This is a genomic window from Staphylococcus sp. FW104-15G4D (assembly GCF_058790135.1).
The window spans coordinates 350,961-373,832 of sequence record NZ_JBYTCH010000001.1 but is presented as its reverse complement, the minus strand read 5'-3'; the positions used below and the strand labels follow the sequence as shown (position 1 = coordinate 373,832).

Here is a 22,872-nt window from a genome sequence, read left to right as displayed (position 1 = left end):
TTTGGTCGAGGTTTACTTAAATTAATTATCTTTTGTCACTTTATAGAATTGTGCTTCAGTACCTAATTGAATATCATAATTGCGTACTTTATTATTAGTTATAGCGATTGATTTCATCTGTAGCATAGGCAGAGCTGGTAGTTCCTCATTCATATATTGTTGCCATTTAACATAAAGTTCTTTACGTTTCTTTTCATCTGTGCCAACTTTATCGAAATCTAAAGCATCATCTAAAAGCTTATCTGATTTTGGTAGAACGGTTCTCATTTCATTTTGAGGTCTATCAGTATGATATAAGTCTGAAGGATCTGGATCAGTTCCACCCGCCCAACTTCTGAAATAAACTTCCATATTTTTAGAGGCATCGGCTAAGTCATCATTATATTTACCAAATTCAACTAATTTTACTTTAGTTTTTAAACCAACTTTTTCCCAAAAATCTTTAATAGCTGCTGTTCTAGGTTCAAAAGTAGGATTTGTTCCAGCGTAATGTTTGAGGTTAATTACAAAAGGTTTTCCATTTGGATCTTCTCTGAAACCATCCCCATCTCTATCTTTATAACCTAACTTATCTAAGATTTTTTTAGATTTTTCAGGATCATATTTGTAATCTTTTAAATCTTTAGGATCAGCTGCAATCCATTCCGTACTTGGAACAAATGAGTTAATTACTGAACCATAACCATTAAAGAATGCTTTAACCCTCTTTTCTCTGTCTATCGCATATAATAAAGCCTGTCTTAGCTCTTTATTCTCGTATTTTGGTCTAACTTTTCCAGTTTTGTTTTTAGCTTTATCATAATCATGAGAAACAAAGCCAATAATTGCATAATCTAGACTTGGAGTAGATAAAACTTTTAAATTGTTTTTAGATTTTTTAGCTTCTTTAGCCATGGGTCCAGTGGCGTCATCAACTAAATCAATATCTCCTTTTTCTAAAGCTTTAATCATTTGCGGTTGATCTACTACTTTTAATTCAATCTTATCTAGAGCTGGTTTTCCTTGCCAATAATCATCAAATCTTTCTAACTGAATAGCTTCTCCAGCCACTATTTTTTTAACTTTGTAAGGACCAATTCCAATAGGATGCTTACGTATTTTGTCAGATTTAGACAAATCTTTTACTGGTATATCACTAAGATATTTTTTACTTAGTAACGGTCCGCCAACAAATCCTGTAAGATAGTTAAGTTTTTTCTTATCAAATGTAACTTCCATAGTATAGTTGTCTAATTTTTTTAAACCACTAATATGATCTGCTTTTCCTTCATGTACTTCTTTTGCTCCTTTAATATTTTCCACAGAAGGATAGTATTGACCATCATAATCTTTATTAGCTAATACATCTAAAGTATAAATCCTATCATCTATAGTAAATTTATTACCATCATGCCATTTGATTCCTTTTTTAATCTTAAACTCAATCTTTTTACCAGGATCTATATCTTTCCATGATGCGATATATGGTTTTGGTTTAATTTTTTTATCAATTTTCATTAAAGCTTCATTGAAATAACTTTCAACTGTAAAATCTGTGTGATCAGAACTTAGTACAGAAGAATAAACTCCAGTTGGCGCGGCTGGCATTCCAACTTTCAAGACTCCGCCTTTATGCTCGGACGAAGCTGTCTTACTCTCATCACTAGATGCATCTTCTTGTTTACCTTTACCACAGCCACTAAGCACTAGTATAATCACTAAAAATAAACTTAAATACTTAAAGCATTTTTTCATCCAATTCCCTCCTGTTGATTCTTAGTTGCTTTTTACAGTTTACTATTAATAAATTATATTACAAGTGTATTTTTAGAATATTCTGTTAATTTATTTACTAAGTATCTTCACTAATTTTAAAATTAAAATCATTGAATTTATATGAATAGTTTAAATATAAGTCTACTTATTTCTCCTTAGTTTCCATTAATATTTAGGAAACCTGTAGGATTGATAATTTTGTGAGATGTAAAGATTCAAAACTCGTAGAAAGATTTATTATAAGACTGTAGTATAAAGAGAAACCTATTAAATTATAAAATATATGCCCTTGGTAATTAAAATTGTTATTTCTTTTTCCATATAAAAAATCTTCAAGTGAGCCATCTATAAACTCACTTGAAGATTTTTATTTATGTTCAATTAGTCTTGAAATTTCTTAAATACTAATACAGCGTTATGTCCACCGAAGCCTAAACTATTACTCATAGCATAAGTAATATCTAAGTCTTCAGCTTTATTAGGAACGAAATCTAAATCGCATTCTTCATCTGGTGTGACCGCGTGAATGGTAGGTGCGACTTTAGAGTCTCTAATTGATAGTGCTGAGAAGATGGCTTCAATACCACCTGTTGCACCTAATAAGTGACCGGTCATTGATTTTGTTGAACTTACTTTTAGAGATTTTGCAGCTTCTCCAAATGTATTTTGGATAGCTTTAACTTCATATAAATCGCCTACAGGCGTACTCGTACCATGCGCGTTTAAGTATTGAACGTCTTTTGCTTCAATACCTGCATCGTCTAAGGCAGCTTGCATAGCTCTTGAACCGCCTTCACCTTCTGGAGCTGGTGCTGTGATATGATATGCATCTCCAGTAGAACCATAACCAACGATTTCAGCATAAATTTCAGCTCCACGCGCTTTAGCAGAATCTAATGATTCTATAACCACGATACCTGCACCTTCACCCATGACAAAACCATCACGGCCTTCTTGGAATGGGCGACAAGCTGTTTCTTTATCATCATTTGTAGATAAAGCTCGACTTGCGCTAAACCCAGCAATTGCCATGTGAGTAATTGGAGCTTCAGTACCACCTGTAATCATCGCATCAGCGTCACCACGCTGGATGATTTTAAATGCTTCACCAATTGAATTTGTACCAGTTGCACAAGCTGTAACCGTAGCACCATTCGGACCTTTAGCACCTAAGTCTATTGAAACTTGTCCAGTAGCCATGTCAGGAATTAACATTGGTACAAAGAACGGGCTTACGCGACGTGGTCCTCTTTCAACAAGTGTAGTATGCGCAGTTTCAAATGTTTCCATGCCACCAATACCTGAACCAATCCAAACACCAATTCTATTAGCTGTTTGATCATTGATATCTAACTTCGCATCTTGTACCGCTTCTCTCGCAGCAACAACGGCATATTGTGTGAAACGATCCATACGACGTGCTTCTTTTTTATCAATATGATCTTCAATATTAAAGTCCTTTAGCTCACCTGCAAGATGAACATTATATTTTTCGGTATCTAAACGTGTAATTTTATCGATACCATTTACTCCTTTTAATGCGTTTGCCCATGTTGTTTTAGCATCGTTACCGATTGGAGATAAGGCTCCGATACCCGTTATAACAACTCTATTATTTTTACTCATACGTTATCCTCCTATTTTCCCCATTTGATAACGATTGCGCCCCATGTTAAGCCTCCGCCAAAGCCAACTAAGACTAAAGTATCGTCATCTTTAATTTTTCCGTTTTGTAACTCTTGATTGATACTTAAAGGTATAGAAGCAGCTGAAGTATTACCATATTTATTCACCGAAACACTCATTTTCTCTTTTTCTATACCCAATCTCTCTCTCGCAGATTCCATAATGCGAATATTTGCTTGATGAGGGATAAATAAATCAATGTCATCTGACGTTAAACCTGCTTTATCTACTACACGTGTTGATGCATCACCCATGATTCTTACAGCAAATTTAAATACTTCTCTGCCATTCATTTTTAATTTACCAGTTTCTTTGTCTAAATATAAATATTTTCCACCGCTACCATCAGAACCCATTTCATAACTGATGATTCCACGGCCTTCAGAAACTTCACCCATCACTACTGCACCAGCACCATCACCAAATAAGACAGCAGTTGAACGGTCAGTTAAATCCGTTATTTTGGATAGTTTGTCAGCACCTACAACTAATATATTTTTATAATCACCAGATTGAATATATTGTTTAGCAGTAATCATTGAATACATAAATCCAGAACAAGCAGCAAGTTGATCCATAGTTGCTACTTTGCCAGTTCCTAAACGTTCTTGTAGTATATTAGCTACGCTAGGAAACGGCATATCACCTGTTGCAGTTGCTACAATAATCATGTCTATATCTTCTGGTTGAATTCCAGCATCTTCAATTGCTTTAACACTCGCATTGTACGCTAAGTCAGATGTGTCTTGATCTTCATCTGCCCAGTGTCTTTCTTTAATACCAGTCATTTTAGAAATCCATTCATCTGAAGTTTCTAAAAATTGTTCAAAATAGGCATTGTCTACAATGTTTTCCGGAGCATAAGCACCGAAACCTTTAATACCCACGTTCATGGTCGTACACCTTCTTAAATAAATTTTTAATACCAGGTATTAATTTAACACATTTTTGTTTTCAAACTCAAGTAGATTCATTTTTATACCTCTTTTCAAAAGTAGCGTTTTAGGCTTATCTATGACCTCAAAACCTTTAAATAGCTTAAGTGATTAATAACAACAATTTGCTCATAATAATTGTATGATATCCTTAATCCTAAAAAGGTTAAAATTATAGGACTTAATCCTTGATTACTACTATACAAACTTAAATATTTCACTTAAAATAGAGTTATCGATTTTATAAGCGGAGGTTATAGGCAATGAAATACCTCATGACATTTATTTGGGCAGTATTATTGCTTGAAATGGTTAACTTCGTATTGAATAGCCTTAACAGTGGTCCAGCGCTTAATGTAATTAATCCAATCATTATGGCTGTTGTATTCACAATTTTTATCGCTATTTTAGGTGCGGTTATGAAACCAAGCAAAGGTTCAGATCAATACGATTCATAGTAATATTTATAAAAAGACGAGATACGATGACTTAATTGTTCATACGTATTCTCGTCTTTTTTTTACCAAAATGGAGTTTTATTATTGTTTATGAGGAAGATGCCCTATCCCTTAAACTTTTCTACCTACTAAATTAATTTTTGCTTTATCTAATAATTTAGAATCAACTTGATGTAATAATTCATTTAAATAGAAAGTATTTTTTAAATTAAGCTTTTCACTTAAAGCATAAACTACAAGTTCATAGTAATGATCTTTGTCTGGAGGCGTAGGCCCTACATAATAATTATCAATATCTGAAAAGTCTTCAGCTAATAAACCTGTTGCAAAGCTGTTCTTACTTTGTACAAAGTCACCTTTAATTCTAGAAAGGTCTTCAACAATATCTATTGTATCGCTATTTACACTCACGTTAGCAACTGCCCAATGAATCCACGGGAAGCCACATACTGGAATAGCATCATAATCTATTAATGTCCAAGCAATATATTTTGTACCGAATGGTAAATCTTCTACAGTAAATGGAAAAGATTTAATTGGGTTATTATGTATTAGATGAGTAGGTTGTGCACCTGCAGCATAGTCATAAGATATAATGTTGTTTTTAAAATTAGTGTTGATTATCATGTTGTCTTCTCCTTAGTAATATAATTATTATTATACAAATGATATAAAGCATCAATATATACAACAGAACGTATTGAATGGTTCCGAGAGAATATAAATAACCACCTAATATAAAAAAGATGTATTTATAATGAAGTATAAGTTTTCAGCATTATTTAAAACTTGCTTTAAATAAGAAGTATTTGATATTCCTTTTATAGTTTGAGGTCGGGTTAATCCTGAAGATATACCTAAAAATACCATACTTATTATAATTAATTTTATTTGACCAGTAAAAAATAACACTAAAAACGCTAATAAAGATATCTCCGAAAGATATTTAAAGTTTAAATATTCTATTAAATATTTAGAAGCTAAGTACCCAGATATAGTATAGCAAGATAATATATAAACGATTTCAACTTATTAATTAATAAATCAGAACATATTGTTCCTCCTGTCTCTTATACTTATATTTATTATAGAAAGAAAACCAAATATTTGGAGAATTTTATTGATACATTTAAATCATTTATAAAGAAAGAGCAACTTTAAAAAATAAATCCAAGAAAGTGACTTGCACACACTTTCTTGGATCTTTGTTTGATTCATTCTATTTAATTAAATTCTTTCTGGTTTTTCAATGTCAAATTGTAATTCATTGTCAGAATTTAAATCTACTTTAATTGTTGTACCTTCAGGTAGGCTTTCTTTAATCATCATGCGGGCAAGTGGTGTTTCGATTTGTCTTTGAACAAAGCGTTTTAATGGTCTAGCACCGAATTGTGGTTCATAAGCCTCTTCACCTAGCCATTTTTTAGCTTTATCAGATACTTCAATTGAGATTCGTTGCTCTAATAATCTAATGTTTAATTGAGTTAAGATTTTATCGACAATCATACTCATATCACTAACTGATAATGGTTTAAATAATACAATATCATCCATACGGTTTAAGATTTCAGGTTTGAAATAAGCATGTAAACTATCCATTACCGCTTTCTCAGTACTTTCGCTAATTTCTCCAGCGTCTTTAACGTTTTCAAGTAACACTTGTGATCCAATATTACTTGTCATGATGATAATTGTATTTTTGAAATCAACACTGCGTCCTTTAGAGTCAGTAAGTCGACCTTCATCTAATATTTGAAGTAGCACATTGAAGACATCGCTGTGCGCTTTTTCTACTTCATCTAATAAAATAACTGAATAAGGATTTCGTCTGACTGCTTCAGTTAATTGTCCACCTTCATCATGGCCTACATAACCTGGAGGCGCACCAATTAAACGAGAGACAGCATGTTTCTCCATATATTCACTCATATCAATACGAATCATGTGTTTTTCAGAATCAAATAATGATGCTGCAAGTGATTTGGCTAATTCAGTTTTACCTACCCCAGTTGGTCCTAAGAATAGGAAACTACCGATAGGTCTATTAGGATCTTTGATACCTGCACGTGCTCGAACAACGGCATCAGATACTAAATCAACTGCTTTATCTTGACCTACGACACGTTCGTGCAAGATGTCACTTAAGCTAAGAAGTTTTTCTCTTTCAGTTTCTACAAGTTTAGATACTGGAATGCCTGTCCATTGGCTTACAATATCTCCAATTTCTTCATCTGATACAACTTCACGAATCATTCTTTCGCTATCCTCACCTGTTTCATCTTGATAAGCCTCTTCGAATTCTTTTAATTCTTTTTCTAATTGAGGAATTGTACCATATTGTAGTTCGGCAGCTTTTTCAAGATTACCTTTAGTTTGAGCATCTTCTAGAGCTTGTCGGCTACGGTCTAATTCTGCACGTTTTCCTTGTACTTTTGCAATTTTTTCTTTTTCTTGTTCTACACGAGATTGTAAAGAAGCTTGTTTTTCTTTTTCATTAGATAACTCTTCTTGCAATTCCTCTAAACGATGTTTACTTGCGTTGTCTGATTCATTTTTTAAAGCACTTTCTTCAATTTCTAATTGCATTACACGACGGTTGACTTGATCTAATTCAGTTGGGTTAGATCCCATTTCAGTGCGAATTGTAGCGCAAGCTTGATCGACTAAGTCAATTGCTTTATCAGGTAAGAATCTATCAGTTATATATCTATCGGATAATTCTGCAGCTGCAACTAAAGCGCGGTCTTGAATACGCACACCATGATAAACTTCATAGCGTTCTTTCAAACCACGTAAAATGGATATAGTATCTTCTACATCAGGTTCACTCACACCAACTTTTTGGAATCGACGTTCTAAAGCGGAATCTTTCTCAATATATTCTCGATACTCATTAAGTGTAGTTGCTCCAATACAATGCAATTCACCACGTGCTAACATTGGTTTAAGCATATTCCCAGCGTCCATTGCGCCATCAGTTTTACCAGCGCCTACTAACATGTGAATTTCGTCAATGAAGAGAATAATTCGACCTTCTGATTCTTTTACTTCTTTAAGCACAGCTTTAAGTCGTTCTTCGAATTCCCCTCTATATTTCGCTCCAGCTACTAAGGCACTTAAATCTAATTCGAAAATGGTTTTATCTAACAATGATTCAGGAACGTCTTTTTTAACTATACGTTGTGCTAGACCTTCAACTATAGCTGTTTTACCTACACCGGGCTCACCAATAAGTACGGGATTGTTTTTAGTTTTACGACTTAAAATACGGATAGAGTTACGTATTTCTTCATCTCTACCAATAACAGGATCCATTTTTCCTTGGCGAACTTCTTCTACTAAGTCGCGACCATATTTTTCTAAAGCTTCGTAATTTACTTCAGGATTTTGAGATGTCACATGATTTCCTCCTCTAATTTTAGTAATGATTTCTTTAATAACTTCAGTTTTATTTCCGACATATTGTTGAGTCGTTTCATCAATATCCATTGCAGCACGCAATAAATGTTCCATAGAAATAAATTCATCATCATATTCTTTCATATAAGTTTCAGCTTTATTTAGTAAATCATTCGCTTTTTGACTTATATACTGACCATATTGAACATTATCGCCTTGTACTGTTGGATAATTTTTTAATTTATTTTCATAAGCTTTCGTTAATTGATCAACATCAATATTTGCTCTTTCTAATACGCTTTTAAACAAACTTTCATTTTCTTCTAAAGCAGCTTTTAATAAAGCTTCGATTTCAATATTTTGTAATTCATATTCTTTGCTTGCTTCAACGGCTTTTTGTAAAGCTCCTTGAACAGCATACGTCATTTGATTAATATCCAATTGTTATCACCTCTATTATTTAGAGTAGGTCAAAATTGATTTTTGACTTTGACTTTCTTTGACCTTAATTACATTATAGACCTTCTTTACTTTTAATTCAATGATTTACACTTACTTTTTGACCTTTTTATTTTTTTCTTGAAGTAGATATTTATATCCATCACTCTCATTTTTACCACAAAAAGAAACTAGCCTAACGTAATTTATACGTCAAACTAGTTCCTTATTTTAAGCTATTTCTTTTTCATATTTTTTAGAATTTCATCAGTGAGTGCTTCAACACCACTATTTTCAAGGTGAATACCATCAGGAGCAAAATACTCTGTATGCCCCTCCGACCGTTGATACCAATCAACAAGTTTTACATTTTTATGTTTTTTAGCAGCATCAGCCATTAATTCATTTACATGGCCTTCATATGAACGAGGTACTCTAGTGTTCACGAGATACACTTGAGCTTTACCAAATTTTTCGATTAAATTATCAAGTTGATCTTCAGTAAAATCACCATTTGTACCTAATTCAAGGACAACTTGATCTGAAGGCTGATTATAATGTTTATAATTACTATCTACTAAAGGTAATGCTTGATATAAATTTCTTCCTACTTTACCATCAATATTTGCTTTAGGAACTCTAGATTTAAATTGCTCACCTATATCTACCATGACCGAGTCACCAATTAGCAATGGTTTAATATTAGAATATACTTCATCCTCTTTACCCTCTTCAGTTCTTCCGTCAGCAGTAAGTTTAATGTCATCGATAGGTAACATACGGATAAGATATTTATCATTTTCGCTAGTGTTAAATGTTTGCGCTTTATCATTAATGTTATCTTTACCTAATTTATCAAACGCACCTGCAAGTATTAAAATAAGTGGCAAAGCTAATACAATAGTAATAATTGTTCTAATAAACTGAGGCTTGAAACGTTTGTTTATAGCAAATGCTTTGAAACCTTGCTTTCTAAATGGTGTTTCGACGTATCGATAAGATAACTCAGCTAACGCTATCGTTAAAATGATATCAAGTAGATAGACATATATTGGTATTTGACCATCTATATAGTGACTATGGATAAAACTAATCACTGCAAAATGCCATAAATACAAGCTATATGAACGTTTGCCTATATAAACAAAAACTGGATTACCTAATACTTTAGAAACTAAAGTTGCAGGATGAACTACACTTGCTATAATAAGCAAGGTCATCGTTGAAATAATATAAAATCCACCGTTATAAATCCAATCACTATCATCTTTAACGGTAAGGAATAGAATGAATAAAAATATTAACCCGACTATTCCAGCAGTATCAATTGTTGCTCTTAATGCTTTAGGTGGTTGAGTCTTGAGTTTAAATGGTGGCCACATAAATGCAAGAAGTACACCTAATAAAAGCGTTTGTAATCTGGTATCTGTACCAAAATAGACACGTGAGTGATTCATATGTGGCTGTGAGATAATTACCATCAATAAAAGTGATACTAATGATATAATCCAAAATATTACTGCCACATTTCTATATTTCTTAATCGTAAGCAATAATAATATCAATATCGCAGGAAAGAACAAATAGAATTGTTCTTCAATAGCCAGTGACCACAGATGTTTTAATGGCATAAATGAAAATTGTTCAAAGTAATTAACATCTTTAGCAATATACCACCAGTTTGAAACATAGAATATCGCTGCAACAATATCATGTTTAACTCTTACAATATTATCCGGTTCAAGTATCAGTGTTGCAAGTCCAACAACAATTAGCAATGCTAAAACTGCGGGTAACAATCTCTTTATACGTCTAATCCAGAAGTTTTTGAGATTAATTATTCCAGTTTCTTCGTATTCTTTTAATAATAAACTAGTAATTAAATAACCAGAAATTACGAAGAATGTATCCACTCCTAAAAAACCGCCAGTAAGCCATTTTTTATTTAAGTGATATATTATAATTCCAATAACAGCAATTGCTCGCAAACCATCAAGTCCAGGCATATAACGCATTTTTTTACCGCGTTGATGACCTTTCTTTAATTCTTTTTCCATTGTTAACATTCATTCCCTATAAGTAGTTAATTCGTTAGACAGTTAAATTGAGTTTTTTATAATTTCCCATGATAAAACAAATGCTTTTCAGTTCATCTAATACACTTCTTATTCAATTTTCCATACATATTAAATATTGAAAATTACTGTTTCATTCTTATTAACTTAATAAATTTATGTCAAATACCTCACATTTTCATTAAACATGCACTATATAACGCGCAAATCTAAACACTTTTATGCAAGAATTTTCATTTCCCGAAATGTAGTAAGCCTTATGTATTGTAATATATTTGTAACATTAATTCAATTTAAATAGTAATGTCAATTTATTAAAAATTTCTTAACTCACTTTAATCTTAAATAGCGCTATCATAAAAAATTTATATGTTTAAACAAAAAAGAATAGCTACACACATTTTAAAAGTAAAAATGTGTAACTATTCCTAGTCATTTATTAGTTATCCAACACCGAGAGCAATCTTAGCATAACGAGACATCATGTCTTTATTCCAAGGCGGATTCCAAACAATGTTTACTTCTGTATCAGAAATCTCAGGAATTTCTGCTAATACACCTTTAATTTGTTCAATAATTTGTGGTCCTAAAGGACAGCCCATAGAAGTTAAAGTCATTTCAACTGTGCATAGACCTTCATCGTCTACATCAACTTTATATACTAAACCTAAATTGACAATATCAATGCCTAATTCAGGGTCGATTACCATTTCAAGAGCCCCTAGGATACTATCTTTTAATGCTTCCTCCATTAGTATCACCTCTTTAAAATTATCTTTATACTAATATATCAAATATCCGACAAAACGCCAATAAAATGCTATGATACTGTTACATGAACAATTGATACACAAGGAGTCTTATATGCAACCTTATTTAATTTGTCTAGATTTAGATGGAACATTATTAAATGACAACAAAGAAATCTCATCCTATACAAAACAAGTTTTAACTGAACTACAACAACGTGGCCATCATATTATGATTGCTACTGGTCGTCCATATAGAGCAAGTCAAATCTATTATCATGAATTAAATATGAATACACCGGTTGTCAATTTCAATGGCGCTTACGTCCATCATCCTAAAGCTAACGATTTTACTACAATACATGAAGTTTTAGATGTAGAAATTTCAAAAAATATAATAACTGCCCTTCAACAATCTCATGTTACAAATATCATAGCTGAAGTAAAAGATTATGTATTCATTAATAATCATGATCCACGCCTATTTGAAGGATTTTCAATGGGGAATCCTAAAATACAAACAGGTAATTTATTAGAGCAACTAACAGAACCTCCAACTTCTTTACTTGTTGAAGCAGAAGAAGATAATATTCCTAAAATAAAGGATATGTTAACTCATTTTTACGCTGAGAATATTGAACATCGTCGTTGGGGTGCACCATTTCCTGTTATAGAAATCGTTAAACGTGGTATTAATAAAGCACGAGGCATCAAATGCGTTAAACAGTATCTTAATGTCGCAGATGAACGAGTGATTGCTTTCGGTGATGAAGATAATGATATAGAAATGATTAAATATGCATCACATGGTATTGCAATGAATAACGGTTTACAGGAATTAAAAGATGTCGCAAATGATACGACATATAGTAATAACGAAGATGGTATAGGTCGCTATTTAAATGAGTTCTTTGATTTGAATATTCGTTATTATTAATAAAGATAAGTATTAAAGGGGATGACATGGATGATGTATCCCTTTTTATTTTTTTAATTTTTTATAAAAGGAGTTCACAATTTGAATAAAATAATCATTATTGGTGCTGTTGCAGGCGGTGCAACTTGCGCTAGTCAGATTCGTCGTTTAGATAAAGAAAGCGAGATTATTGTATTTGAGAAAGATAGAGACATGAGCTTTGCTAACTGTGCCCTACCTTATTATATTGGTCAGCTTGTTACTGAAAGGGAAAAAGTATTAGCTTATACACCAGAATCATTTTATGATAAAAAGCAAATTAAAGTTAAAACCTATCATGAAGTAACTGAAATTAATGATAAGCATCAAACAGTCACTGTTGTGAATAGACAAACCGGAGAAACATTTGAAGAATCATATGACACGCTTATTTTAAGTCCTGGTGCTGGGGCTAATAATCTAGGATTTGATAGCAATATTTCATTTAATTTAAGAAATTTAGAAGATACTGATGCAATTGATCAGTTTATCTCTAATAACCATGCTAAAAATGCGTTGGTAGTCGGTGCTGGTTATATATCACTAGAAGTATTAGAGAACTTATATACTCGTGGGCTCGACGTCACATTAATTCATCGTTCAGAGCAAATTAATAAACTAATGGATCAAGATATGAATCACCCTATTATCGATGAATTAGAAAAAAGAAATATCTCTTACAGATTTGACGAAGAAATTCATCAAATTAAAGGTAATGAAGTTACTTTTACATCTGGGATAACTGAAAAATACGACCTTATTATTGAAGGCGTAGGAACACATCCGCATTCGAACTTTATTCAATCTTCTAATATTCACTTAGATGATCACGGCTTCATACCAGTAAATGATAAATTTCAAACAAATATACCCAATATTTACGCTTTAGGTGATGTTATAACTTCATTTTATCGACATGTTGATTTACAAGCTCAAGTACCATTGGCATGGGGAGCACACAGAGGGGCTAGCATTATTGCAGAACAATTAGCTGGAGATAAATCAATTACATTTAAAGGGTATTTAGGATCTAATATTGTTAAATTCTTTGATTATACATTCGCAAGTGTGGGTGTTAAACCAAATGAACTTTCTCATTTTGATTATGAAATGGTAGAAGTTAAACAAGGAGCTCATGCTGGTTATTACCCAGGAAATACTCCCCTACATTTAAGAGTATATTATGACAAAACTTCACGTAAACTTTTACGCGCCGCTGCAGTTGGACAAGAAGGCGTAGATAAAAGGATTGATGTCTTGTCTATAGCAATGATGAACCAAATGACAGTTGATGAATTAACAGAATTTGAAGTTGCTTATGCTCCACCATATAGTCACCCAAAAGATTTAATTAATATGATTGGTTACAAAGCTAGATAAAGCACATTTACATCGCTCATAACCTTGCTCTATCTAATAAAGTAATATTTAAAATCTATAATGTAACCAAAAGAACATAAAAAAACTGCGTACTATACAATGACGTATAGACGCAGTTTCTTGTTTTAATTACTTTAACCTAAACCAAACATTTTAGTTAATGGGCCCCATGGCAAGATGATGCCAATAGCCATTGTTATAATAATTAGCGCGATTGTAATCCAAAAGAATTTATGTCCTTCTTCTTTTTTCTTTCTTTTAGCTATGGTTACTTCCATTAAAGCAATAACCGCTAAACCACATAGCATTTTCAAAGTAAGTAACATATGGTTTCCACCATCGCCATGAGCTGCTGCGATAAATTCTTTAATTAATTCCCAGAAACCAGTAAATAATGTGAGTAACATAAATAGTCTTAATGCCATATGTAATGGTTTAAAGTAAGGTGAAGGACCTTGTATTTTTGAAAAGTTTAAATAAGTTGCGATAAATAATACTATTGCTAATACCCAACTTAAGATATGGACATGTAACATGCTTGTGTCCCCCCATATATTTATTTTCTCAACTATCATAACATATTTAGAAATTATAAATGTAGCAGCACTTTTAAATTTTATAACTCTATCATTTTGTATGTAGTAAGAAATATAAATGATGAGTTAACTCAAATCTAAAAAGCTGTCGATAAAAGTAATTTTATCGACAGCCTATCTATATACAACAAGCTTTTAAAATTTAGTAGTAATTAATTATTTTTCTGAAATGTAAGTCGTTAACGTACCAATGTTATCAATTGTAACTTTAACTTCATCACCAGGTTGCAAGAATTGTGGCGGTTCCATACCTGCTCCTACGCCTGCTGGTGTACCTGTCGCGATAATATCACCTGGATGTAGTGCTACATATTTAGAAATTTCTTCAATTAACTCATCAATTTTAAGAATCATTTGTCCAGTGTTACCATCTTGACGGATATCGTTGTTCACTTTAGTTACGATGTTAACATTTTCAGGGGTTGGTAATTCATCTTTAGTGACGATATAAGGTCCCATTGGACAGCCACCAGTTAAACTTTTAGATAAGAATGCTTGGTCATGCGCATTTTGAGCTGTGCGGTCAGTTATATCATTAATAATTGTATAACCATAGATATAATCTAAAGCTAAACCTTTAGGAATCTTCTCACCTGATTTACCAATGACAATACCAAGTTCACCTTCGTAATCTAATTGGTCTGTAATATCTTTATGATTAGGAATTGTTGATTCATCACCAGTTAAAGATGAAGCAGCTTTAGTAAATACATATAAACGTTCAACTTCATGATTTAATTCGCTCGCATGATCTTGGTAATTACGCCCAAATGCAATAACATTATTTGGAGGTGTAACTGGAGGTAAAAACTCTACATCATTAAACGAAATTTTAAACTCTGTTTCTCTACCGCTATCTTCAGCAGCCACAACTGCTTTACGTACTTGTTCTTGAAAATCTAAAGTCTGGTTTTGTTGTAATCCTTGTAGTAATGTTTTGGGATGAAAATCTTCTTCACCAAATTCAGCAAAAACCATTGGTAAATCCCAAACAGCATCTTCACGTTTAACTTTTACCCCGTATGAAGTTCTGTCATTGTGTTTGAATGATAAAAATTTCATTCATAATCAACTCCTCATCTATATCTTATTACATATTATAACTATATCTAAGTTCAAATAACAAACATATAAGTAAGAAAATTAAGAAATTTCTTAATAGGATATTTGATATCAATAAATAAAAACGCTACGTCATCATAAGCCTTACACTTATGACTGACATAGCGAATATTTATTCTAACTAATTGAAACACATTTTTATTCATCTATCTTTAACATACCAAATTTAAAGAAATATAGATAACCTTGAACCGGCTGTTTGAGTATAGTTTCTAACGTATTACGGTAATACTCCATTTGGATTTGATATTTCTGTTTGAGTTGTTGACCAATCTCATCATCAGTCATCCCTTTTCGTCGATTAAATGCATCTGTTTTATAATCAACGAAATAGTATTTTCCATCCTTTTGGAAAATTAAATCAATCATACCTTGGATAATTGAAACGTCTTGATTATCTTCAGGTAATTGATCGACCATAGCTTGATTAACTACAAACGGCAATTCAGTATACACTTTGTCTGCTTGTGCAATTTGCAAATACAAGGAACTTTCAATAAATCTCATAATATCATCATATTTAATATCAGCTTTGGCATCCTCTTCAATGATATTAAGTTGAATCAGCTTATCAACATATGAATCTAGCTCTTCTCTTGTTAATCCTGATTCATTAAAAGGGAGATGTTGCATGACTGTGTGCATTAACGTACCAATTTCGTTGGCTTTACGTTTCTTATTTTCACTCAAAAATCTAGGTCGCTCATATGTCGCTACGCCGATACGGTATTGTCTAACTCTATCATAATTTGTGTCACTTTCCTCAGTTTCAAGTTGACGTTTAAGTTCAGATACAGACTGCTTTGAAGGTTTTAAAGTATCTTCTTGATAAGGGTATCTATATGCTAATTGATGGTGAATCTTAGCTTTTACGTCATCATTTCCACTGTTAATGTCGTCAATATCGTTAACTGTTCGACGTTCATTTTCAGGCGTGACCTCTTCTGTAGATACATCTTCGTAGTGATCAATTGTAATCGTTACGCGTGGTTTCACTTCAGAATTAAGTGTTTCAATATCTCGTTCGAATTTCTGATCATCAGGTAAAGATGCTGATTGATGTTTGGATAAAATACTGTAAATAAATTTAAATGAATTTTTAGCCGTCAAGCGCTCATTCACTGCAATAAGATCTGCAGATATAGGTAATTGTTCAAGTTCTGTCAATTCTTGTTCTTTTTTGACTCTACCTATTAAAATTAATTGTTCTTTAGCGCGAGTTAATGCTACATAAATAAGACGCATTTCTTCAGAAATATGCTCTTTTCTATTAATAGCGCGATAGGCTGCTGAGGATAATGATGGATAAACCATTTCTTTATCAGTATCATAATAATCCATTCCCAATCCGTATTGTTGGTTTAGAATTACAGGCTGAGTCAGGTCTTTTTCATTGTATTTTTTAGAAAGTCCTGAATAAATAACGAACGGAAACTCTAATCCTTTACTACTATGAATGGTCATCATTCTAACAACATTATCATTTGGTCCAACTATATTTTCTTCACCGAAATCTCTTCCTCTATCAATCAATTCATCAATAAATCGAATAAATTGGAATAAACCTCTAAAGCTAGAGTTCTCAAACTCGATAGCCTTATTAATTAAGCCATAAAGGTTTGCACGTCGACCTTTACCACCAATAAGACCACTAAAGTACTGTATTACGAAATGGTCGTTATAAAATTTATCTATTAGCTGATAAACAGGTTGATTTTGACTATAATCTTGATAATTTTTTATATCTTTTATAAATCTTTGTAGTTTATGAACTAAATGAGTTTTAGAATTATCATCCTCAATATAATTTTGAATCGATTGATAAAAATAAATATCGTTAGGACTAACTACTCTAATTTCTGCTAATTCATCTTCAGTAAATTGATAAATAACTGAACGCATGAGCCCTACTAAATATATATCTTGTAAGGGATTATCAACAGTTTTTAAAAATGATAAAACAAGTTGTACTTCAGTTTGTTCAAAATATCCTTTTTTACTTTTAACATGGAAGGGAATATCACTATTTTTAAAAGCTTGTTGCAAATTACGCGCATTATCAGTATTTCTCTCAAGTATTACAATATCTTTGAATGTTGAACTTCTATATGTTCCAGTCTTCATATCAAATACTTGTTCATTTGCAATTATATCTTTTACTTGTTCTACGATGTAGTTGGCTTCTTGCTCACTTCCAGTCAATTCACTCGTTTCTTTATCCGCTTCAATTAATGCACGAAGTTGTACAGGATTATCAGTTTGATCGTATGGTGCTCCATAATATAATTGAGCCGCATCATCATATATTATTTCTCCTACGTTATCGTCCATCATATGTTTGAATAAATAATTTGTGGTAGAAAGTACCTCTTGTCTAGAACGGAAGTTTTGAGATAGGTCGATGACCATACCTGTACCTTCCCCTTCACTAGTGAACCGATTATATTTTTCAATAAATAGACTTGGATCAGCTTGTCTAAATTTATAGATTGATTGCTTAACATCACCTACCATAAATAGGTTTCCGTTGTACTCTTCACCTGTTTTAATACAAGATAAAATCTTTTCTTGAACACGGTTTGTATCTTGATACTCATCCACTAGGATTTCTTCAAAATGTTCTTGATACGTTTTTGCGATATGTGAAGGCGTACCATCATCATTAGTGAGTATTTGCAAGGCAAAATGCTCATAATCTGCAAAGTCCAGTAAATTACGGCTTCGTTTTTGCTTGCTAAATTCCTCTATCACATCTTTTACGATTTGAGCTAAATAGGCTACTCTGGGAGCCAATTTCTGCATATCTAACTTCAAATCATCCGCACTTCTTGAAAAATAATCATTTTTTACGTCACTAACTAGACTTTTGTATTTATCGTAATGTTTCTTAGCGTCATCTAACGCTTCTTCCATACCTTCATTTGCTTCTTTAATCTTTTTGGTAATTGAAGGGAAACGGCTCACAAATTCATGTGAGACCAATAATTCAGAATTAATCATGTCACCTTCGATCACTTTAGAAACAAAGCGGTGTTCATCTTCCACTACCTCTAATTGCTTTTCCACATTGTCGAGCATTGAGAACAAATTAAAACTTTTTATAATCTCTTCATAAGCAGCTTTAAGAAATATCATTGCCAAATCATTAAGTAATTTCAGCAATTGATCTTGTTGGCCTTCATTTTTATAAGGTTGAGATAACTGATCTAACCATTCGAATGGATTAGGATTCGCAATACTAAAGAAGTACAAACGTTTAATAATATTTCTAAATTGGTCATCATTTCTATCTGAGGATAATTGCTCAGTTAACTCGATAAAATCTGAGTCTAAAATGTCATAATGACGTTCAAGAACATCGTCAATTGTTTGATCTAATAATAAGACATTCTCAGCTTCACTACTTGTTCTAAAATTAGGATCAATATCTAAAACATCGTAATGTTGTTGAATTAATTTTAAACAAAAACTGTGTAATGTAGAAATTTGAGCCTGATGAATTTTAACACGTTGATTTTTTAAATGTTCATTTTCAGGTTCTGCAAGAGAAGCTTCTTGAATACGTTGATCTACGCGATGCTTCATTTCACGCGCACTTAAATTTGTAAATGTTACAACTAGTAAACGATCAACGTCCATATTATCTCGGAGAATACGTTGAATAATACGTTCAACTAATACGGCAGTTTTACCTGAACCAGCGGCAGCAGCGACGAGTACATCTTGACCTTTAGCGTATATACTACGCCACTGTGCGTCAGTCCAAATTACGTCATTAGGTTTAGTTGGTATCATCACTGGTCACCACCTTCGTCAATCATATTTTGGATTAATTCTATAGGTTTAATAGACTCGTCTACAGTTCTATAGCGTTTACTATCTATCATACTATCCACATGGCATACTGACTGATAACTACAGAATTGACATGGTAAAGTATTTTTGTATTTTAAAGGGGCTACCTCTGTATGGCCATCCATAATGTGAGTAGCCGTATCGATAAAGTTATTTTTGTTGTGCTGAATAAATTGACGAATAACGTTTTCATTCGCTACACGACTCGTATTCTTACTTATGGCACCTTTAGTAGTTAAACCAATTGGGGCGATATCTGAATTAAAGCTTGGTTCCAAACGCTTATCTAAAGCATCTATTACTTCCTCATCACTATTTACAAGACCACTCATTTTGAAACTTTTAATTAGTTCTTTATTTAATTTATCTTCATCAATTTTAGACCAGTTATCAAATTTAATACGTGGTTCATGGACATGGAAATAAAGTAATCCACCAGGTTTAACGATATCAGTAAGTTCTAATCTATCTTTATTTTGTAAGACGATGTCCATGTAAGTCATCATTTGCATTTGCAAACCATAGTACACCTTCGTTAAATCTAAAGTCGCACTACCAGTTGAAGATTTATAATCAATGATATTTACATAACTGTGATCGCCTTTAGTATACGTATCAATCCGATCGATTTGACCTCTTATGTTAATTGGGATTCCCTGTTTAGTATGTAGAGGTTGCGCAACTAATTCATCTTTATTTCTAGGTGATTTTCGGAATCCTGTCTCAAACCTTTGCGGTATAAATTTTGAAAAGCCTGTTTGATACTTTAATGCATTTAAAGTTGTTTCTACTATAGAACCTATTCTTCTAGATAAATACTTATAGTAGGCTGTTGAATTCAATAAGTTGAATTGAACTTTAGGCAGTATCAACTCTAATGCTTCTTCAGTTAGCGCTTTAATCTTCTTACGATCTAAGTTTTTAAAGTCACCTTCTACACGGTCAGAAATATGTTTGAGCACTGAATGGAATATATCTCCTAAATCAAAGTTTTGTAATTCATATTTCGAACGTTCATTTAACCTTAAACCATGGGAGGCATAATGCTTAAATGGACATTGTTGATAGCCTTCAAAACGTGACACACTTGCATTAATAGTTGTTCCATACAATTGCTTTGTAAGTGTCTCATTTAATTGTACTGTTTCATTATCATAAGTTAGAGAAGTGATAAGATAATCCAATCCATCATTTAATTGCTCATCATCTCGAATCACTTGGTATGCATCTAGCCATCTTATATCCACGTCCTCATGGTCTAACCATGTACGCAATGCATCAAATAATTCAATTTTAGTTTGATGCACATGTTGCATAAGACTTATTGGTTGTTCTTCATGTTCTTGTTGAATATTAACTATATCTAAATGATGATATAAATCTTTAATTTGTGATAAAAATGGACTTATTTCTTTTTCATCGCCTGAATTTCCCATCAAACTATATGAAAAAGTTACTTTTTCTCGTGCGCGTGTCATAGCAATATAACAAACAAATGCTTCATCCATTTGTAAAATATCTGATGTCGGACTTAGTTCAATTTGTGCATTTTGTTCAAAATATTTCTTTTCTTCATCTGTAATCAAGCTAGATGAAGATACCGGTTGAGGTAATGAACCATCATTCATACCTACCATGTATATATGTCGTTTATTATCGACCTTAGCCAAATCCATTGTACCAATACTTACCTGATCTAAGGTCTGTGGTATCATGACAAATTCTAGTTGCTCTAATCCTATATCAAACACTTCAAGAAATTGTTTCAAAGTCATCTCTTGAGTATCAAAAACTGTTACCAAATCATCTAAAATTTGAATAAATCCGTTCCAAATTTGATCGATTTCCTCCGCTTGTTGATGCTTACCTTCTACATCTAACTCATCTCTCTCAGTCATGAGTTGGTTTGGCAGCTCAAAATATTCCATACTTTCGTAAAAAGCAGTCGCGAAATCTCTCACAGTGGTAGCGTCACTCATCGCTTTTTCAAAGTAAAGAACTTTATTAATGACGTTATTCTTTAAACGAACTACCTCTTCGTAAGTTTCTTTTTCTTGAGGGGTTAGAGCATGAGATTTACGTCCCATTTTATTAAATTGGTCAACATGAAATACTTCCTCATCCAACCAACGTTTACCATATACACCGCGCTCTAATGCGAAATTCTCCAATAAATCTATTAAGTAGCTACTATTCTTAAATTGTGAAGTTAGTACATTTGTTTTAAATAAACGCAACATTGCGTTAATATTCCAATTTGACTGTATGACCTCTATTAAAGAACGAATCATTTCCATAATTGGATGGTGTGACATTGACTTTTTAGTATCGATATTAAAGGGAATGTCGTATAAAGAAAAAATAGATTCGAATAAATATGCATATGATTCGTCACGATATAAGATAGCAATGTCTTGAAATCTCAAATGATGATCACGAACATCTCTAATAATTCGTCTTGCTAATTCATTTACTTCTTCACGCATATTTGAAGATTCAAGTATTTCCACATGATTTGAATGAGATTGAGGTGTCATTTGCAAAGCATCAAAATCACTTTCTAAATGTTTGAGATCATCATTTTCAAATCGAAACTTTTGTTGAAATAAGGTTTTATTTAAGTGAATATTTAATTGATTCGCAATGTCTTCAAGATGTGTTAAAACTTCTGATGGCTTTCTAAATAGACTGAATGGGTCTTGATTACCATCTGTTGTTAGTAGAACTGTGACACTCTTAGAATGTTGTACTAAAGCTTCAATAATCCTATATTCAAGTGTTGAGAAGTTGTAGAAACCATCGATAAATATTTCTGCCCGTTTGAGCCACTCAGATTTAGACATTTGGTCAATAAAACGCTCTAAACTATCCTCAGTAGTTATAAATTCACCGCTCATGCGAGATTCTAATTCTTTATAAATTAGAGTAATATCTTCTAGTTTATGTTGCGTTCTTGTTTGTAATTGATGTTCTGTAATAAATTGATCTAAATGGTCCGGTGTAACACTATATTTTTTAAAATCTTGAATCTGTTCAGCAAGTTTTTCACTAAAGCCATAATATTTAGATTGAGAACGGTATAATTTAAGTTCTGAATCATATTGTTGAACGATATGATAAATCATCATTTGCATAGCAGCTTTAGATAATTTTTGTTCTGTATATCCCCCTACTTCTTGAAAAATACGATGACTTAATCTTTCAAAGTGAAGGACTTCTGTTCTCAAACTTCCATTAAGTTCTGAATCATTTACAAAAGCTTGTTCTAATTGAAACGTACTCTGAGTTGGAGCGATTAATACGATGGGATCGCCTAAAGGATCATGTTTCATTTCATTCTTTATATAATTTAACATCGAAGCTGATTTGCCCGTACCAGCTCTACCGATATATGTATTTAATTCCATAACATTCCCTCACTCCTTTATCCTTTATATTATCACATCAAAGTTAGGTTCTAATATTAATA

The 22,872-nt window shown here is 32.4% G+C and carries 14 protein-coding genes; 3 read left to right on the top strand and 11 right to left on the bottom strand.

Annotation, left to right across the window (positions count from 1 at the left end; all coding sequences use genetic code 11):
• Positions 1–21: 21 nt before the first annotated feature.
• The 3 genes from opp4A to AC3WQX_RS01830 all read right to left on the bottom strand — a co-directional run bounded on the left by opp4A (position 22) and on the right by AC3WQX_RS01830 (position 4,334).
• The gene (gene opp4A, locus AC3WQX_RS01840) at positions 22–1,734 is read right to left on the bottom strand and encodes an oligopeptide ABC transporter substrate-binding protein (RefSeq protein WP_023350590.1); all 1,713 of its coding nucleotides are present in this window, start codon (positions 1,732–1,734) and stop codon (positions 22–24) included.
• A 402-nt stretch (positions 1,735–2,136) separates the two neighbouring features.
• Complete coding sequence (gene fabF / locus AC3WQX_RS01835; protein ID WP_023350591.1) at positions 2,137–3,381, bottom strand: beta-ketoacyl-ACP synthase II; 1,245 nt, start codon at positions 3,379–3,381, stop codon at positions 2,137–2,139.
• Between the two features lie 11 nt (positions 3,382–3,392).
• Positions 3,393–4,334, bottom strand: a complete 942-nt coding sequence (locus tag AC3WQX_RS01830; RefSeq protein ID WP_002433345.1) for a beta-ketoacyl-ACP synthase III — start codon at positions 4,332–4,334, stop codon at positions 3,393–3,395.
• Positions 4,335–4,639: 305 nt separating this feature from the next.
• On the opposite strand from AC3WQX_RS01830, the gene AC3WQX_RS01825 reads away from it, so the two are divergent.
• Entirely contained in the window at positions 4,640–4,834 is a 195-nt protein-coding gene (locus tag AC3WQX_RS01825) for a YjzD family protein (RefSeq protein ID WP_002433216.1), read from the top strand.
• Between the two features lie 111 nt (positions 4,835–4,945).
• On the opposite strand, the gene AC3WQX_RS01820 is transcribed toward AC3WQX_RS01825, so the two are convergent.
• The 4 genes from AC3WQX_RS01820 to AC3WQX_RS01805 form a co-directional block, all read right to left on the bottom strand.
• Positions 4,946–5,461 (bottom strand): YbhB/YbcL family Raf kinase inhibitor-like protein, encoded by a 516-nt coding sequence (locus tag AC3WQX_RS01820; protein ID WP_023350592.1) that lies wholly within the window; start codon positions 5,459–5,461, stop codon positions 4,946–4,948.
• A 600-nt stretch (positions 5,462–6,061) separates the two neighbouring features.
• Entirely contained in the window at positions 6,062–8,674 is a 2,613-nt protein-coding gene (gene clpB / locus AC3WQX_RS01815; RefSeq protein WP_023350594.1) for an ATP-dependent chaperone ClpB, read from the bottom strand.
• 233 nt (positions 8,675–8,907) lie between these two features.
• Positions 8,908–10,728: an acyltransferase family protein gene (locus AC3WQX_RS01810; RefSeq protein ID WP_002433383.1), complete on the bottom strand. Its 1,821-nt coding sequence runs from the start codon at positions 10,726–10,728 to the stop codon at positions 8,908–8,910.
• 461 nt (positions 10,729–11,189) lie between these two features.
• Positions 11,190–11,498: a metal-sulfur cluster assembly factor gene (locus AC3WQX_RS01805; RefSeq protein ID WP_002433201.1), complete on the bottom strand. Its 309-nt coding sequence runs from the start codon at positions 11,496–11,498 to the stop codon at positions 11,190–11,192.
• Between the two features lie 112 nt (positions 11,499–11,610).
• Between AC3WQX_RS01805 and AC3WQX_RS01800 the strand changes: the two genes are divergently transcribed.
• Both AC3WQX_RS01800 and AC3WQX_RS01795 read left to right on the top strand, forming a co-directional pair.
• Positions 11,611–12,432 (top strand): Cof-type HAD-IIB family hydrolase, encoded by an 822-nt coding sequence (locus AC3WQX_RS01800; protein ID WP_023350596.1) that lies wholly within the window; start codon positions 11,611–11,613, stop codon positions 12,430–12,432.
• 81 nt (positions 12,433–12,513) lie between these two features.
• Entirely contained in the window at positions 12,514–13,830 is a 1,317-nt protein-coding gene (locus AC3WQX_RS01795; protein WP_023350597.1) for a CoA-disulfide reductase, read from the top strand.
• Positions 13,831–13,964: 134 nt separating this feature from the next.
• Here AC3WQX_RS01795 and AC3WQX_RS01790 read toward each other — a convergent pair whose 3' ends face one another.
• The 4 genes from AC3WQX_RS01790 to addB form a co-directional block, all read right to left on the bottom strand.
• On the bottom strand, positions 13,965–14,366 hold the full coding sequence (locus AC3WQX_RS01790; RefSeq protein WP_002433419.1) for a YisL family protein: 402 nt from the start codon (positions 14,364–14,366) through the stop codon (positions 13,965–13,967).
• A gap of 216 nt (positions 14,367–14,582) precedes the next feature.
• A complete protein-coding gene (locus AC3WQX_RS01785) occupies positions 14,583–15,488 on the bottom strand; it encodes a fumarylacetoacetate hydrolase family protein (protein ID WP_002433262.1) in 906 nt (301 codons plus the stop codon).
• 198 nt (positions 15,489–15,686) lie between these two features.
• Positions 15,687–19,343, bottom strand: a complete 3,657-nt coding sequence (gene addA / locus AC3WQX_RS01780) for a helicase-exonuclease AddAB subunit AddA (protein WP_037560603.1) — start codon at positions 19,341–19,343, stop codon at positions 15,687–15,689.
• On the bottom strand, positions 19,343–22,810 hold the full coding sequence (gene addB, locus AC3WQX_RS01775) for a helicase-exonuclease AddAB subunit AddB (RefSeq protein WP_023350599.1): 3,468 nt from the start codon (positions 22,808–22,810) through the stop codon (positions 19,343–19,345). The genes addA and addB overlap by 1 nt, the downstream gene beginning before the upstream one ends.
• Positions 22,811–22,872 lie beyond the last annotated feature (62 nt).

Bases quoted from the DNA above. Each gene is read 5' to 3' on its own strand.
- opp4A (WP_023350590.1), bottom strand. From the start codon at position 1,734: ATGAAAAAATGCTTTAAGTATTTAAGTTTATTTTTAGTGATTATACTA.
- fabF (WP_023350591.1), bottom strand. From the start codon at position 3,381: ATGAGTAAAAATAATAGAGTTGTTATAACGGGTATCGGAGCCTTATCT.
- AC3WQX_RS01830 (WP_002433345.1), bottom strand. From the start codon at position 4,334: ATGAACGTGGGTATTAAAGGTTTCGGTGCTTATGCTCCGGAAAACATT.
- AC3WQX_RS01825 (WP_002433216.1), top strand. From the start codon at position 4,640: ATGAAATACCTCATGACATTTATTTGGGCAGTATTATTGCTTGAAATG.
- AC3WQX_RS01820 (WP_023350592.1), bottom strand. From the start codon at position 5,461: ATGATAATCAACACTAATTTTAAAAACAACATTATATCTTATGACTAT.
- AC3WQX_RS01810 (WP_002433383.1), bottom strand. From the start codon at position 10,728: ATGGAAAAAGAATTAAAGAAAGGTCATCAACGCGGTAAAAAAATGCGT.
- AC3WQX_RS01805 (WP_002433201.1), bottom strand. From the start codon at position 11,498: ATGGAGGAAGCATTAAAAGATAGTATCCTAGGGGCTCTTGAAATGGTA.
- AC3WQX_RS01800 (WP_023350596.1), top strand. From the start codon at position 11,611: ATGCAACCTTATTTAATTTGTCTAGATTTAGATGGAACATTATTAAAT.
- AC3WQX_RS01790 (WP_002433419.1), bottom strand. From the start codon at position 14,366: ATGTTACATGTCCATATCTTAAGTTGGGTATTAGCAATAGTATTATTT.
- AC3WQX_RS01785 (WP_002433262.1), bottom strand. From the start codon at position 15,488: ATGAAATTTTTATCATTCAAACACAATGACAGAACTTCATACGGGGTA.
- addA (WP_037560603.1), bottom strand. From the start codon at position 19,343: ATGATACCAACTAAACCTAATGACGTAATTTGGACTGACGCACAGTGG.
- addB (WP_023350599.1), bottom strand. From the start codon at position 22,810: ATGGAATTAAATACATATATCGGTAGAGCTGGTACGGGCAAATCAGCT.